Origin of the sequence: Duganella sp. LjRoot269, assembly GCF_964254095.1 — a bacterium.
Taxonomy (GTDB): Bacteria; Pseudomonadota; Gammaproteobacteria; order Burkholderiales; family Burkholderiaceae_D; genus Rugamonas; species Rugamonas hordei.
Window position 1 is genome coordinate 2,482,721 of record NZ_CAXUSL020000001.1, and the last position, 15,543, is coordinate 2,498,263.

The 15,543-nt window shown below is 65.7% G+C and carries 14 protein-coding genes; 8 read left to right on the forward strand and 6 right to left on the reverse strand.

Going from position 1 to position 15,543, the window contains the following annotated elements; all coding sequences use genetic code 11:
- Positions 1–17: 17 nt before the first annotated feature.
- From ACSQ3S_RS11115 to ACSQ3S_RS11140, 6 genes are all read right to left on the reverse strand, one after another.
- On the reverse strand, positions 18–392 hold the full coding sequence (locus ACSQ3S_RS11115; protein WP_413448115.1) for a TraR/DksA family transcriptional regulator: 375 nt from the start codon (positions 390–392) through the stop codon (positions 18–20).
- Between the two features lie 55 nt (positions 393–447).
- Positions 448–888, reverse strand: coding sequence for a hypothetical protein (locus ACSQ3S_RS11120; RefSeq protein WP_436142390.1), 441 nt, complete (start codon positions 886–888; stop codon positions 448–450).
- Positions 889–897: 9 nt separating this feature from the next.
- On the reverse strand, positions 898–1,665 hold the full coding sequence (locus ACSQ3S_RS11125; RefSeq protein ID WP_176653654.1) for a hypothetical protein: 768 nt from the start codon (positions 1,663–1,665) through the stop codon (positions 898–900).
- Between the two features lie 75 nt (positions 1,666–1,740).
- Positions 1,741–2,520, reverse strand: a complete 780-nt coding sequence (otnI, locus tag ACSQ3S_RS11130; protein ID WP_353404753.1) for a 2-oxo-tetronate isomerase — start codon at positions 2,518–2,520, stop codon at positions 1,741–1,743.
- A gap of 100 nt (positions 2,521–2,620) precedes the next feature.
- On the reverse strand, positions 2,621–4,024 hold the full coding sequence (locus tag ACSQ3S_RS11135) for a DEAD/DEAH box helicase (protein WP_436142391.1): 1,404 nt from the start codon (positions 4,022–4,024) through the stop codon (positions 2,621–2,623).
- Positions 4,025–4,227: 203 nt separating this feature from the next.
- Positions 4,228–5,025 (reverse strand): inositol monophosphatase family protein, encoded by a 798-nt coding sequence (locus tag ACSQ3S_RS11140; protein ID WP_436145011.1) that lies wholly within the window; start codon positions 5,023–5,025, stop codon positions 4,228–4,230.
- 168 nt (positions 5,026–5,193) lie between these two features.
- On the opposite strand from ACSQ3S_RS11140, the gene ACSQ3S_RS11145 reads away from it, so the two are divergent.
- From ACSQ3S_RS11145 to ACSQ3S_RS11180, 8 genes are all read left to right on the forward strand, one after another.
- Complete coding sequence (locus ACSQ3S_RS11145; RefSeq protein ID WP_436142392.1) at positions 5,194–5,973, forward strand: RNA methyltransferase; 780 nt, start codon at positions 5,194–5,196, stop codon at positions 5,971–5,973.
- Between the two features lie 110 nt (positions 5,974–6,083).
- Positions 6,084–6,608, forward strand: coding sequence for a hypothetical protein (locus ACSQ3S_RS11150; RefSeq protein WP_436142393.1), 525 nt, complete (start codon positions 6,084–6,086; stop codon positions 6,606–6,608).
- Positions 6,605–8,260: a GMC family oxidoreductase N-terminal domain-containing protein gene (locus ACSQ3S_RS11155; protein ID WP_436142394.1), complete on the forward strand. Its 1,656-nt coding sequence runs from the start codon at positions 6,605–6,607 to the stop codon at positions 8,258–8,260. Before ACSQ3S_RS11150 ends, ACSQ3S_RS11155 begins: the two co-directional genes overlap by 4 nt.
- 29 nt (positions 8,261–8,289) lie before the next feature.
- The gene (locus ACSQ3S_RS11160) at positions 8,290–9,228 is read left to right on the forward strand and encodes an esterase/lipase family protein (RefSeq protein ID WP_436142395.1); all 939 of its coding nucleotides are present in this window, start codon (positions 8,290–8,292) and stop codon (positions 9,226–9,228) included.
- Between the two features lie 153 nt (positions 9,229–9,381).
- Positions 9,382–13,041 (forward strand): EAL domain-containing protein, encoded by a 3,660-nt coding sequence (locus tag ACSQ3S_RS11165; protein WP_436142396.1) that lies wholly within the window; start codon positions 9,382–9,384, stop codon positions 13,039–13,041.
- Positions 13,042–13,103: 62 nt separating this feature from the next.
- A complete protein-coding gene (locus ACSQ3S_RS11170) occupies positions 13,104–14,267 on the forward strand; it encodes a hypothetical protein (RefSeq protein WP_436142397.1) in 1,164 nt (387 codons plus the stop codon).
- Between the two features lie 85 nt (positions 14,268–14,352).
- Positions 14,353–14,739 (forward strand): phasin family protein, encoded by a 387-nt coding sequence (locus tag ACSQ3S_RS11175; RefSeq protein ID WP_436142398.1) that lies wholly within the window; start codon positions 14,353–14,355, stop codon positions 14,737–14,739.
- Positions 14,740–14,871: 132 nt separating this feature from the next.
- Positions 14,872–15,537, forward strand: coding sequence for a TetR/AcrR family transcriptional regulator (locus ACSQ3S_RS11180; protein WP_008446927.1), 666 nt, complete (start codon positions 14,872–14,874; stop codon positions 15,535–15,537).
- The last annotated feature ends 6 nt before the right edge of the window (positions 15,538–15,543 follow it).

Consider the following 15,543-nt stretch of genomic DNA (forward strand, 5'->3'; position numbering starts at 1 on the left):
GGACCAGCAGCGGCGCACTAGCGGCGGCGCTGTTCGTGGCGGGTCTGGCAGGCGATGCACAGCCGCGCCTCCGGCCGCGCGTTCAGGCGCGAGTAGCCGATTTCCTCGCCGCAGTTTTCGCACAGGCCGTAGCTGCCGTCGTCATACTTGGCCAGCGCGTGGCGCACGATGTCGAGCTGGCGCGCGGTGTGCTCGGCCGCTTCGAGCACCAGGGCGTTGAGGGTGCGCTGGCTGGCGTTGTCGGCCGGCGACGCCTCGGCCTCGTGCGGCAGCGGCACGCGCACGTCGGCGTTGCGGTCCAGGTCATCCGCCAGTTGGCTCAGCAGTGCGGTACGCGCCTGTTCCAGCCGTCCGCGCAAGGCCGCCCATTGTTCATCGTCCAGTCCGTTCATGCCGCACGCTCCTTAGGTTATTGGACCGGCGCGGCGCGATTTTGTTCGGCCGGGATCAGGGCGGCGGCGCGTTCAGCGTCGCCAGGTGGTGCTTGATTTTTTCCAGCGGCGCGGCGATGTGCTCCGGCTTGCCGGCGGCCACCGCCGCGCCCAGCGCCAGCAGCTCGGCGGTGATGTCGACCAGGTCCTTCAGTCGGTCGATCTTGCGGATGTGATCCTGGGCGCGGGCGGTCAGGTCGAGCATCTGCTGCTGGGCAGCGCCGAACCCGCTTGCGGCCAGCGTGGCGGCATCCAGGTACAGGCTGTTGGCGCGCTGGCGCAGCGTCACCTCGTTGTCAAACAGCGCCTGCGCCGCCGCCTGCGTGATCTTCGGCTCGCTGCTGCCCGGGGCCTGCTGGCGGATCGCCCGCATCAGGCGGGTGTGCAGGGCGTCGGCGCAGGCGGACAGGTTGTCGGCCAGCGCTTCGATATCGGCCTGGGTATGTGGGTTGCTCATGGCGGCTCCTTATTTCGGCGGGATCTGGTTCAGCAGCGCGCGATGGCTTTGCTCGATCGCGGCCAGGTTCTTCTGCGCCAGCGTGGAGCGCAGGCCGATCAGGCGGTATTCGTTGCGCTTTTCCTGTTGCTGCGACCTGGCCAACGCCAGCAGCAGGCGGTCGCGCTTGGGATCGAGGAAGGGGATTTCCGTTTCCAGCATGCCAAGCACGATCTTCTCCTCGTTGTCGCTGGTCTTATCGTACAAGCGCAACAGCGTGCGCATGGCGTCCAATAGGTCCTGCATCGGCTGCTGGCCGTCGCGCATCAGCTCCTGCACGGCGTTTTCCTGCATCGGCCGGGTGATGGCGCGCGTGACCAGCCGCGTGATGCCGGCCAGGGCGTTGACGTGGCGGTCGTCGAGGCCGGAATCGGGCCAGGCCTTGATGCCGCCGCTCAGCGACTTGACCTGGTCCTCGAGGTCGTACTGGCTGTCGCCGGCCAGCCTGCCCAGCGCCTGCAGATACGCCTGCACGCCGTACTGCAGCTTGACGAAATCGTCGCAGGCGGCCTGGCGGCGGGCGTCCAGCAAGTGTTCGCGGGTATCGGCGCTGCCGGACAGGAAGGGCTGCTCGCGCTGGTAGGTGTTGCGGTAGCGCTCGGTCAGCTCGTGGTAGGCGTTGAGCTTGGGCGACTGCGCGGCGAACTCGCGCACTTCGGCCATGCGTGGCGTGCTGCTGGCGCAGCCGGCGAGGATGGCCAACAGGCCGAGCATCAGGAACAGACGAGGCAGTTTCATGGGCGCTCCCAGGCGTGAAGGGGTATTGTTGCTGCGGGCGAATCTCTCCGTGTTGCGCCAGCGCAGACCGGTGGCTCAGCGGTTCAGTTCTTGTCGCCAGCCGAGGCCGGCGTCGGTGCCGGCGGCTGGGTTGTATTCGCAGCCCAGCCAGCCGTCGTAGCCGATCTCGTCGATGAGGCGGAACAGGTGGCGGTAATTGATCTCGCCGGTGCCCGGCTCGTGGCGGCCCGGCGTGTCGGCGATCTGCATGTGCTTGATCATCGGCAGGTTGGCCCGGATCGTATTGCTCAGTTCGCCTTCCATGCGCTGCATGTGATAGATGTCGTACTGCAGGAACAGGTTGGGGCTGCCGGTCTCGGCGATGATGTCCAGCGCCTGTTTGCTGTGGTTGAGGAAGTAGCCGGGGATGTCGTAGTAGTTGATCGGCTCGATCAGCAGGTTGATGCCGTGCGGCGCTAGCTGGGCGGCGGCGTAGCGCAGGTTGTCGACGTAGGTGGCGCGGGCGCGTTCGGGCTCCAGTCCGGCCGGCAGTTTGCCGGCCATGCAGTGCAGCTGCGTGACGTCCAGTTCGCGCGCGTAGTCCAGCGCCGACTGCACGCCGGCGCGGAATTCCTCGATGCGGCGCGGGTCGCAGGCCATGCCGCGGTCGCCGGCGTTCCAGTCGCCGCAGGGCAGGTTGAACAGCACCAGCTTGAGCTGGTGGCGGCGCAGGCGTTGCTGCAGCTGTTCGGCTTCGTAGGCGTAGGGGAAGAGGAATTCGACGGCGTCGAAACCCGATGCATGGGCCAGCGCGAAGCGGTCCAGGAAGGGCGCGTCGGCGTACAGCATGGACAGGTTGGCGGCGAACTTGGGCATGGCGGCTCCGGTGGAAATATTGCGGAGCTGCTATCGTAATCCATATTCGATGCCGGCGAGGCACGAAAAAAAACCACCCGAAGGTGGTTTCTGGAACAGCTTATCGGCCGCGGCCGCCTGAGCGGTGCTGGGCTGCCGAGCGCGGGGCGCCGCCGTTGCCGGTGCGCGGGCCGCCGGCCGGCGCGCCTGGAGCGCGTGGCTTGCCGCCGCCGTTGCCGCCGCCACCGGCCGTCTTGGCGCCGGCTGCGGCAGGCTTGCCGCGTCCGCCGCCGCCACTACGACCGCCGCCACCGCCGTTGCGATGACCCGGCGCGCCGCTGCGCAGCTGCACCGGTTGCGGACGGGCGTTCGGATCCGGCTCGAAGCCCGGGATCACTTCGCGCGGCAGGGTTTGCTTGATCAGCTTTTCGATATCCTTCAGCATGTCGTGCTCGTCCACGCAGACCAGCGACACGGCTTCGCCGGTGGCGCCGGCGCGGCCGGTGCGGCCGATGCGGTGCACATAGTCTTCCGGAATGTTCGGCAGGTCGTAGTTGACCACGTGCGGCAACTGGTCGATGTCGATGCCGCGCGCGGCGATGTCGGTGGCGACCAGCACCTGCAGCTTGTTGTCCTTGAACTCGGACAGCGCCTTGGTGCGCGCCGACTGGCTCTTGTTGCCGTGGATGGCCATGGCGCCGATGCCGTCGCCGCCCAGCTGTTCAACCAGCTTGTTGGCGCCGTGCTTGGTGCGGGTGAACACCAGCACCTGGTTCCAGTTGTTGGCCTTGATCAGGTGCGCCAGCATCGGGTGCTTCTTGTCGCGGTCGACCGGGTGGATCAGCTGGGCGATCACTTCCACCGCCGAGTTGCGGCGCGCCACTTCGATCATTGCCGGCTTGTTCAGCAGGCCGTCGGCCAGCGCCTTGATCTCGTCCGAGAAGGTGGCCGAGAACAGCAGGTTCTGGCGCTTCGGCGGCAGCGCCGCCAGCACTTTCTTGATGTCGCGGATGAAGCCCATGTCCAGCATGCGGTCGGCTTCGTCGAGGATCAGGATTTCCACCTTCGACAGGTTGACGGTGCGCTGTTCCATGTGGTCCAGCAGGCGGCCAGGGGTGGCGACCAGGATGTCGACGCCGTGCTTGAGCTGCTTGATCTGCGGGTTGATGCCGACGCCGCCGAAGATCACGGTGGAGTTGAGCTTGGTGTACTTGCCGTAGGTGCGCACGCTTTCCTCGACCTGGGCCGCCAGTTCGCGGGTCGGGGTCAGGATCAGCGCGCGGATCGGACGCGCGGTGGTGTTGCTGGTGATTGCCGCGCCGTTGGCGTCGGTCGACAGGCGATGCAGGATGGGCAAGGTGAAGCCGGCGGTCTTGCCGGTGCCGGTTTGTGCGCCTGCCAGCAGGTCTCCGCCATTCAGGACTGCGGGGATCGCCTGCAGCTGGATAGGGGTGGGCGTGGTGTAGCCGGTTTCGGTTACAGCACGGACGATAGCGTCGGACAAACCGAGGGAGGAAAATGACATGATGACTTTTTGTTAAGATAGGCCTGTCGCTATTGAAAGCGCCAGTCGCAGGCAATCAGAGTGGATGACACTGCGGCTAAAGGACTGGTCAGAGGCGCCGCAAGCCTGAGTATAACAGCTTAACTTGCTTTATGTTTCACTTAGGAAATGAAAAGGGCCCGGATGGGCCCCTTTTTTTGTAACAAACTTTCCACTATCAACAATTAAGCCGTGGGCTGCTCCGCGAACGGGGTCAGCAGGCCGACCATCTGGCCGAAGATCTTCGGGCTGGCGGCGATGATGTCGCCCTTGTACAGGTAGTCGGACTCGCCGCTGAACTCGCCGACGATGCCGCCGGACTCGGTCACCATCAGCGAACCGGCGGCGATATCCCAGGGCTTCAGGCCTTTTTCATAGAAGCCGTCGAGGCGGCCGGCGGCCACGTAGGCCAGGTCCAGCGCGGCGCTGCCCGGGCGGCGCACGCCGTGGCAGCGTTCGGCCATGATGCCGTACATCTTCAGGTATTCGTCCAGCGCCTTGGCGTTGCCTGCCACGTAGCCGGTCGACAGCAGCGCGTTGGCGATGCGGTCGAGCTTGGTGACGCGGATGCGCTTGTCGTTGAGGTAGGCGCCGGCGCCCTTGGTGGCGGTGAACAGGTCGTTGCGCACCGGATCGTAGATGACGGCCTGCGTGATCACGCCGCGCTGCGACAGCGCGATCGAGATCGAGTATTGCGGGAAGCCGTGCATGAAGTTGGTGGTGCCGTCGAGCGGGTCGATGATCCAGGTGTATTCAGTCTCGTCGTTGGCGTTCTTGGAAGCGCCCGACTCTTCGGCCAGGAAGGCGTGGTCGGGATAAGCTTTGGACAACACCTCGATGATGGCCTGTTCGGCGGCCGTGTCGACATCGGTGACGAAATCCTTGTGATTTTTCTCGTTGACGATGACGCGGTCGAGGTCGAACGAAGCGCGGTTGATGACGGCGGCGGCGCGGCGGGCGGCTTTGATCGCCGTGTTGAGCATTGGGTGCATGTAAGCTTTTCCGTTAAAAGAACGCTAACGCCCACCGGGGGCCTGAGCCTGCCCGGCAGCACATTAGGGTACAAGAGTGAATTAAAGAGCGGAGCGGCGACGACAGGGTAAAATCCCGGGGAATTTGTGTATCGATACCGCGCAATAGCGCTATTTTAAATGAACCTGCCTCAAATCAACACCAATCTTTTCAAACAGCTGCGATTTATTCTGGTCGAGACCAGCCGCGCGGGCAATATCGGGGCCGTGGCGCGGGCCATGAAAACCATGGGTTTCAGCGACCTGGTGCTGGTGACGCCGCGGTTCGACAACGCCTTGCAGGACCCCGAGGCGGTCGCTTTCGCCAGTGGCGCCCAGGATATCCTCGAAGGCGCGCGGGTGGTCGGCAGCATGGCCGAGGCGCTTGACGGCATCAACTTCGCCGCCGCCGTCTCGGCCCGGCTGCGCGAATATTCGCCTCCGGTGCTGACGCCGCGCCAGATGGCGGAGCAGCTGGCGGCCCAGCCCGAGCTGCGCGCGGCGCTCATCTTCGGCAATGAGCGGTTCGGGCTGCCGAACGAGCTGGTCGAGAAGTGTAATGTGCTGATCAATATTCCAGCCAATCCGGACTATTCCTCGCTGAACCTGTCGCAGGCGGCGCAGGTGCTGGCCTACGAATGCCGCATGGCGGCGCTGGACGGCGCCCCGAGCGCGCGCCAGCCGTCCGGCGACGCCAACGAGATCGGCTTCCAGGGCGAGGCGGCCAGCGTGGAACAGATCGAGGGCATGTACCAGCACCTGGAACAGGCGCTGGTGGATATCGGCTTCCTCGACGCCACCAATCCGCGCAAGCTGATGCCGCGCCTCAAGCGCATGTTCGCCCGCGCCCAGCTGGAGAAGGAAGAAGTCAACATCCTGCGCGGCATCGCCCGCCATATGACCGGCAAGCCCAGGAACTAAGGCCTGCGCCATTAAACGTTACTAGACGCCGCCCTCTATTTTTTGCCGTCAAGGTTCTCCATCCGTTCACGTACACTAGCTGGATTAAAAAAATACAGACGGACGGAGACATGACCACCCGCAGATCTTTCCTGAAGATCGGCGTAGTCGGCGCGATTACCCTCGCTGCCGGCGGCGCCATCTATCGCATGGCGAATCCGCCTGCCAGCGACACCCCCTTCAAACTGGACGGCGAAGCACAAGCCGTGCTGGCCGCGATCATCCCGGCGATGCTGGCCGGCGTGCTGCCGTCCGAGCCGGCCGCGCGCGCCGCCGCCGTCACGGCCGCCACGGCGCGCACCCAGGCCGCCATCCTCGGCCTGCCGCTGGCCACGCAAAAGGAAGTGCGGGACCTGTTCGGCCTGCTGGCGCTGGCGCCCGCGCGGCGCTGGCTGGCCGGCGTGTCCGGCAACTGGGAGCAGGCCGATCCGCAGCAGGTGGCGGCCTTCCTGCAAAGCTGGCGCACGCACCGCCTCGGCCTGCTGCAGACTGGCTACATGGCGCTGCATGATTTGATCCTCGGCCCCTGGTACGCCGATCCGTCGACGTGGGAATCGATCGGCTATCCCGGTCCGCTGAAGGAGCTGCTGAAATGATTGCCACGAATATCCCCATCGCCGCGCCCAAGGGCGTGATACCCGATCCGATCCAGGCCGGGCTGGCCGTCGGCTGGCGCGTCACCGACTGTTCGCGGCTCGACGCCGACAGCACGCTGGAGGCCGACGTGGTGATCGTCGGCAGCGGCGCCGGCGGCGGCGTCACCGCCGAGATCCTGGCGCTGTCCGGCCTGCGCGTGCTGATCGTCGAGGAGGGCGCGCTGCGCTCGTCCACGGATTTCAACATGCGCGAGGCCGAGGCCTATCCGCAGATGTACCAGGAGTCGGCCGCGCGCAAGACGCGCGACAAGGGCATCAACATCCTGCAGGGCCGCACCGTCGGCGGCAGCACCACCGTCAACTGGACCAGCAGCTTCCGCACGCCGGACATCACGCTGGCGTATTGGACTAAACAGTATGGTTTAAAGGACTATGCGCCGGCATCGCTGGCGCCGTGGTTCGGCATGATGGAGCAGCGCCTGAATATTTCCGACTGGTCGGCGCCGCCCAACGAGAACAACGACATCCTGCGGCGCGGCGCGGCCAAGCTGGGCATTCCGACCGCGCTGATACGGCGCAACGTCAACGGCTGCTGGAACCTGGGCTATTGCGGCATGGGTTGTCCGACCAACGCCAAGCAGTCGATGCTGGTCACGACCATCCCGTCGGCGCTGCAAAACGGCGCCACCTTGCTGACGCGCGCCCGCGCCGAACGCTTCGTCCTCAAGGGCGACAAGGTGGTCCAGCTCGATTGCGTGGCGCTGGACGCGGCCGGCCTGGCGACCACCGGCCGCCGCGTCACGCTGCGCGCCAGACACTTCGTCGTCGCCGGCGGCGCCATCAATTCGCCGGCGCTGCTGATGCGCTCCGGCGCGCCCGATCCGCACGGCCTGCTGGGCAAGCGCACCTTCCTGCATCCGGTGGTGATCTCGGCCGGCACCTTCGAGCAGCGCGTGGACGGCTACGCCGGCGCGCCGCAGACGGTGTATTCGGACCACTTCCTGCATGCCGATCCGATCGACGGCCCGATGGGCTACAAGCTGGAAGTGCCGCCGCTGCATCCGCTGCTGCTGGCCACCACCACCGCCGGCTTCGGCGCCCAGCACGCCGGCGACATGGCGCAGTTCCCGCACAAGCAGGTGATCCTGGCGCTGCTGCGCGACGGTTTCCACGCCGACGCGCCCGGCGGCAGCGTGGCGCTGGCCGGCAACGGCGCGCCGGTGCTCGATTACCCGATCACCGACTTCGTCTGGGACGGCGCGCGCCGCGCGCTGCTGACGATGGCCGAGATCCAGTTCGCCGCCGGCGCCAAGGATGTCGCGCCGGTGCACGAGGCGGCGCTCAAGTACACCAGCTGGGCGCAGGCCAGGGCCGGCATCAACGCACTGCCTTTCAAGCTGCTCGCCACGCGCGTGGTGTCGGCGCACGTGATGGGCGGCTGCGCCATGTCCGACGACCAGCGTCTGGGCGTGACCGGCGCCGACGGCCGCTATCATGGACTGAGCAACCTGTCGGTGCACGACGGTTCGCTGTTCCCGACCTCGATCGGCGCCAATCCGCAGCTGTCGATCTACGGCATCGTGGCGCGGCTGGCCAGCGGACTGGCGCAGCAGCTGACCGGCAAGCCGGCGGCGCGGCCGGTCAAGGCCTGAAACCTGGACAGGCGCGGTATGATGGCGGCATGATCAAACGTCTGATTATCCTGTTGCTTGCGCTGCAAGCCGGCGCCGTGCTGGCGCTGGCGGCCGGGCTGCACCACGTGTGGCGGCCGGCCTGGGAGGCGCCGCTGAACCCGCCGTTGACGGCGCTGGCCTATGCCGGCATCGGCATCGCCATCGTGTTGCTGGTGCGGCTGCTGATCTCGGCCAACAACTTCCTGATGAGTTCGCGCGCGGGCAGCGCCACGCCGCCCGATCACGCGCTCAATCCGCTCCGCGCCGCCGCCTTGTTCCTGCATGAATTCAGTGCCTCGATGCTGACCTCGTCCTACTACATGCTCAAGCCGCTGGGCCTGCGGCTGCAGCCGCAGGCGCGCGGGCTGCCGGTGCTGCTGATCCATGGCTACGCCTGCAACAGCGGCTACTGGACGCCGATGAGCGCCTTGCTGACGCGCGCGCGCATCAGCCACTACGGCATCGACCTGGAGCCGCTGGGCGCTTCCATCGACGACTACGCGCCGCAGGTGCAGCGGGCCGTCGAACAGTTGTGCGAAGCGACTGGCAGCGCGCAAGTCATCATCGTCGGCCACAGCATGGGCGGGCTGGTGGCGCGCGCCTACCTGCGCCGCTACGGCCACCAGCGCATCGCCCGCGTCATCACGCTGGGCACGCCGCACCACGGCACCGCGCTGGCGCATTTCGGACCCGGCAGCAACGCGCTGCAAATGCGCGTCAACAGCGCGTGGCTGGACGGCCTGGCCGCATCTGAGGCAAATTTGCAACGTAGCATGTTCAGCTCAATTTATTCTGTCCATGACAACATTGTCGTGCCCCAGGATTCCAGCGATTTGCCCGGCGCGCGCAACCTGGTGTTCGGCGCCATAGGCCATGTCGCGCTGGGCCGCCATCCCGACATCATGCGCTGCGCGCTGGCCGAAATCGAATCGGTGGCGCAGGTGTGATTTTGTGTGATTTTTCCCGTTGATTGTTGCTGTATGGTTACTCATATGCATCCTGGTAAGTGGTGAGGCGCACACGCGCAGAACGGATTTACGAGTTAGTATGATGACTTGATCCACGCCAAGTCGCTGGATGTCGAAAGAGGGAGCCTTAACGTGTCTGCACGCATCCTGATCATAGAAGACAATGCCACCAACATGGAGTTGATGGTGTATCTGTTGCGCGCATTCGGCTATACCCCGCTGTCGGCCGCCGACGGCGAGGCCGGCGTGGCGGCCGCGCTGCGCGAGGTGCCCGACCTGATCATCTGCGACGTGCACCTGCCCAAGCTGGACGGCTACGGCGTGGTGGCCGCGCTCAAGGCGGACCCGACCGTGCGCCACATTCCGACCCTGGCGGTGACCGCGCTGGCGATGCTGGGCGACCGCGAAAAACTGCTGGCGGCCGGCTTCGACGGCTACATCGGCAAGCCGGTCGAGCCGGACACCTTCGTCACGCAGATCGAGTCTTTTTTGACCGGGGCGGTGTCGACCCCGGCTAAAAACGACATCGCCACCATCCTGATCGTGGACGACCATGTGCTCAACCGCGAGTTCCTGATGACCTTGCTCGGCTACGGCGGCCACCGGCTGCTGGAGGCGTCCAACGGCGCCGAGGGCCTGGCGATGGTGCTGGCAGAACGGCCGGACCTGGTGATCTCCGACATCCTGATGCCGAACATGGACGGCTACGAGTTCGTCACCCGCATGCACGGCAATCCGGACACGGCCGACGTGCCGGTGATCTTCTACACCGCCACCTACCGCGAGCGCGAGGCGATGGCGGTGGCGCAATCCTGCGGCGTGCGCTGGGTGCTGCCCAAGCCGTCCGATCCGGAAGTGATACTGGCCACCGTCAACGAGGCGCTGGGGCTGGCCGTGGCCAGCGAGGAAGAAACGCTGCCGGCGTTCTCGCCGGAGCCGCCGCAGGAGGGGCGCTTCCACAACATCGACGACCAGGTGGCCGGCTACCTGGGCGAGCTGGAATCGAGCAGCCAGCTGATCACGCAGCTGGCCCGCGGCCCCGATGCGGACCGGCCGGAAAACCTGACGCTGATGACGCAGCGCCTGACCAGCTCGCTCTCCAGCCTGCAGGCGGTGAGCCTGCGCCTGACCGCGCTGATCGAGCTGGGCATCGAACTGGGCGCCGAGCGCGACCCGGGCGCGCTGGTCGACATCGGCTGCCGCGTGGCGCAGAACATCTGCGTCTCCAAATACGCCTGCATCGGCGTGCTGGAAAGCGGCGCGACCGAGCTCAGTTATTTCGCCAGCTGCGGCGCCGGCATGCCGGCCCGGCAGATCATCCAGGCGCCGCGCGCCGGCGTGCTGCGCGGCTTGCTGGAACAGCGGCAAGCCTGCCGCATCAACGATCTCGACGGCGACCCGGCCAGCATCGGCCTGCCTGCCGGCCATCCGCCCGTGCACTCCTTCCTCGGCGTGCCGATCGCCTCGCGCGAGCGCACCCACGGCTGGCTCTACCTGGTCGACAAGCTGGGCGCCGACGGCTTCTCCGAGGTCGACGAGCGCGTCGCCGCCACCGTGGCCGCGCAGATCTCGGTGGCCTACGAAAACCTGCTGCTGTACGAGGAAATCAAGCGCCACCACGCGCAGCTGACCCTGGACATGAACGCCCGCATCCGGCTCGACGAGGACCTGCGCCGCTTCCGCCTGGCGATGGACGCCACCGCCGACGCCATCTTCCTGGTCGACCGCGCCGGCATGTGCTTTGTCGACGTCAACGTCACCGCCTGCCGCATGCTGGGCTACGAGCGCGAGGACTTCCTCAAGGTCGGCCCGAACAAGTCCGTCGAAAGCGATCTGAGCAAGCTGGAAGAGCTGTACGACAAGCTGCTGTCGGGCGACCAGAGCGGCGCCATGACCGAGCTGCTGGTGCACCGCAAGGACGGCTCGCCGCTGGCGGTGGAAGTGCAGCGCCGCACCTTGCGCTCCGGCCCGAGCTGGATCCTGGTGGCGGTGGCGCGCGACATCACCGAGCGCAAGGAGGCCGAGCAGCGCCTGCTCAAGCTGGCGCACTTCGACACGCTGACCGGCCTGCCCAACCGCAGCCAGTTCTACGATTCGCTGACCCATTCGCTGCGCCAGGCCGCCGAGCACCGTTGGTCGCTGGCGGTGCTGTTCCTCGACGTCGACCGCTTCAAGAACGTCAACGACACGCTGGGCCACACCATCGGCGACGAGCTGCTGCGCCAGTTCTCCAGCCGTCTGGTCGACTGCCTGCGGGTGCGCGACACCATCGGCCGCTTCGGCGGCGACGAGTTCGCCGCCATCCTGATGCTGCCCGAGGGCGCGCAGAACGCCATCGCCGTGGTCGACAAGATCCGCGAGGCGCTGCGCCGGCCGTTCGACCTGAAAGGCCACGAGGCGACGGTGACGGCCAGCATCGGCATCGCCGTCTACCCGGACGACGGCACCGATCCCGACACGCTGATCCAGTACGCCGACACCGCCATGTACCGCGCCAAGGAGGCGGGGCGCGACGCCTTCCGCTTCTTCACCGCCGAGATGAACGCGCAGTCGCTGGCGCGGCTGGACCTGGAGAACGCGCTGCGGCGCGCCATCGACAACGAGGAATTCGTGCTGCACTTCCAGCCCAAGGTGCACATCGCCAGCGGCCGCGTCAGCGGCGCCGAGGCGCTGATACGCTGGAAGCGGCCGGGCCACGGCATGGTGTCGCCGGCGCTGTTCATTCCGATTCTTGAAGAGACCGGGCTGATCGTGCGGGTCGGCACCTGGGTGCTCAACGAGGCCTGCCGCAAGATCGCCGAATGGGGCAAGTCCAACGCCGGCGCCGTGCACCTGTCGGTCAACGTGTCCGGCATCCAGTTCTTCGTCGGCGGGCTGGAGGAGGAGGTGCTGAAGGCGATCAAGGAGCACGGCATCGCGCCCGACCTGCTCGAGCTGGAGCTGACCGAAAGCTCGCTGATGTCGAACGCCGAAGAAACCATCACCGTGCTGCAGAACCTGAAGGCGCTGGGCATCCAGATCTCGATCGACGACTTCGGCACCGGCTATTCGTCGCTGGCCTACCTGAAGCGCTTCCCGATCGACAAGCTGAAGATCGACATCGCCTTCGTGCGCGAAGTGACCAGCAATCCGGACGACGCCGCCATCGTGCTGGCCATCATCAACATGGCGCACAGCATGAAGCTGGAAGTGATCGCCGAGGGCGTCGAGAAGGAGCCGCAGCTGGCCTACCTGCGCCGCCATGGCTGCGACGAGATGCAGGGCTATTACTTCAGCCGGCCGCTGCCGGAGGACGAGTTCGAGGCGATGCTGCGCTCGGGCCACTACCTGCAGGCCCCGGCCGACGACAATATCGTCGACCAGCAGACCCTGCTGATCGTCGACGACGACGCCTTCATGCTCGACGTGCTGACCGATTTCCTGTCGCAGGACGGCTACCGCATCCTGACCGCGCAGACGGCGGCCGAAGGCTTCGACATCCTGGCCCAGCACCGGGTGCAGGTGATCCTGTGCGACCAGTGCATGCCCTTGATGAGCGGCACCGAGTTCATGGAGCGGGTCAAGAACCTGGCGCCGGACACCTTCCGCATCATGCTGTCGGCCTATGCCGACCTGACGCCGATCATGGCGGCCATCAACCACGGCGCCATCGACCGCTTCTACACCAAGCCGTGGAAGGGCGCCGTGCTGCGCGAGAACATCCGCGAAGGCTTCCGCCTGCATGCCCAGGTGCATGGCGGCGCGGCCGTCGTGCATCCGCCGCTGGCCGTCACCGCGGACATCAAGGAGTAAGTTTGGGCATTTTCGACTTTTTCAAATCGACCCCCTCCCCAGAGAAGTTTGCCCGACTGGCCATGCAGGCCTTTGCCGACAGCGGCCGCGCGGGACCGCTCAGCTTTGACGCCGACGAATTCCGGCTGGTCGGCGGCAGCGGCAGCGCCGAGATCTTCAATCTGCACAACGCCTACCGCGACTATTGCGCCGCCGACCGCAAGCGCCGGCCCGACGTGCTGGCCCACTACATCCGCAGCATGCAGGCGCCGGAATTGCCGGCCACCTTCGCCGAAGCGCGCGACGGCCTGCGGCCGGTGCTGCGCGGGCGCGCCATGATCGAATACATGCGGCTGACGCAGGTGGGCCAGGGCGGGGCGCAGTCGTTCATGGACGGCGCGGCGCCGTTCAGCGCGGACAGCGTGCTGATGCTCGCCTACGACAGCGCGCATTCGATCCAGACGCTGTCGGCGTCGGCGCTGGTGGACTGGGGCGTGTCGTTCGACGTGGCGCTGGCCGCCGCGCTGGACAATCTGCGCGACATGACGGTGGCCAACTTCGTGCCGGCCGCGCCCGGCGTGCTGGTGGCGGCGTGGGACGATTCGTACGAGGCGTCGCGCATCCTGCTGGCCGACATGTTTTTCCGGCTGGAAGTCGGCGGCGACCCCATCGTCATGATGCCGACGCGTAACCGCCTGCTGGTGGCGTCGTCCAACAACAGCGCGGCGCTGCTGGCCATGCTGGCGCTGTCGCGCGGCTACGCCAGCGATGAGGGCCGCGTCATTTCCGCGCTGATGTACCGCTTCGAGCAGGGCAAGGCGGTGGAATACCTGCCGGCGGACGCGGAGGTGCGGGGGCAACTGGAGCAGCTGAAGAAAATCTACCTGGCCGACGACTACGCCTCGCAAAAGCAGTTGCTGGACAAGGCCTACGAGCGCGACGCCATCGACGTCTTTGTCGCCACCTGCCAGCTGGTGCAGAAAACCGATACCGGACGCCTGATCAGCTACGGCGTCTGGACCGAGGGCGTCGACACGCTGCTGCCGCAGGTCGACCTGGTGGCGCTGGTGCGGCCGGACGACGACAGCGAGACGGGCGAGGGCAGTCCCAAGCTGGTGGCCTGGGACGATCTGCGCGCCAGCATTCATGAGCTGGCGCACAGCGAGGAGGGCTACCCGGCCCGCTACCGCCTGAAGAACTTCCCCAGCCGGGAGCAGTTCGACGCGCTGGCGTCGCGCGAATTCTGAACGCCCGCCTGCCGCATTAGAAACCCTGTTCTAGTTTTGCTATCTACAATAAAATGACGGCAATGCAAAACCACGGGATGTTCAAATGGCTAAGAAGTTGAAGAAGAACGACGACCAGCAGACGGCTGAAGTTGTACGCATGTCGTCGCAGGAAATCTGGCAGGCCGGCCTCAGCGCCTTCGCCAAGGCGCAGGAGGAAGAGGGCAAGTTCTTCTCCATGCAGTTGTTCGAGGAGCGCGTGTTGCGGGCGCTGAGCTCGATCGGCGTGCCGACCGCCAAGGAAGTCGAGGCGCTGAGCCTGCGCATCGACGAGTTGACGAAGCAGGTGGCGGCGCTCACCCCCAAGCCGGCGCCGAAGAAGGCCGCCGTCAAGCCGGCAGCGAAGCCTGCCGCCAAGCCTGCCGCCAAGGCCGCCAAAAAGCCCGCCGCCAAGCCGACGGCGCGCGCCAAGGCCAAAACAGCCGCAAAATAGCCGACGTTAGCGATATTTTGGCGTATCTTTCGCCATCAGGCACGCATGTGCACGCAAAGCGGCGTGTAGATGTTTCTTAGAATGGGGCATCGGTGTTATGCTTGCAGGAGAATAAACAGAGGTCTCATTGCTATGCTACAAAAAGCACCCCGCCGTACCCGCGAACGCATACTTGAACTGTCATTGCGCTTGTTTAATGAATTCGGCGAACCGAATATCACCACCACGGTGATCGCCGAAGAGATGAATATCTCGCCGGGGAATCTGTACTACCACTTCCGCAACAAGGACGACATCGTCAATTCGATCTTCGTCCAGTTCGAAGCCGAGATCGAACGCATCCTGACCGTGCCCAACGGCCGCCGCTCGAACATCGAGGACGTCTGGCTGTACCTGCACCTGATGTTCGAACTGATCTGGCGCTACCGCTTCTTCTACCGCGACCTGAACGACCTGCTGTCGCGCAACCGCAAGCTCGAGCTGCACTTCAAGCAAATCCTGGCGCACAAGATCAAGGTGGCCAAGCAGCTGTGCGAAGACTTGCGCAGCGAAAAGTCCCTGGAAGCCTCGGACACCGCCATCGACGCCATGGCCACCAATATGGTGGTGGTGGCGACCTACTGGCTGTCCTACGAATACGTGCGCAACCCGCGCAAATACAGCGAGCAGCAATCGATGGCCGACGCGCTGGCGCGCGGCTGCTACCAGGTGCTGTCGCAGATCGGCCCGTATCTGCGCAACGAAACCAGTTTGCTGTTCCAGAAACTGTCCGAAGAATATCTGAAGAAGCTGAAGTAAGCTCAC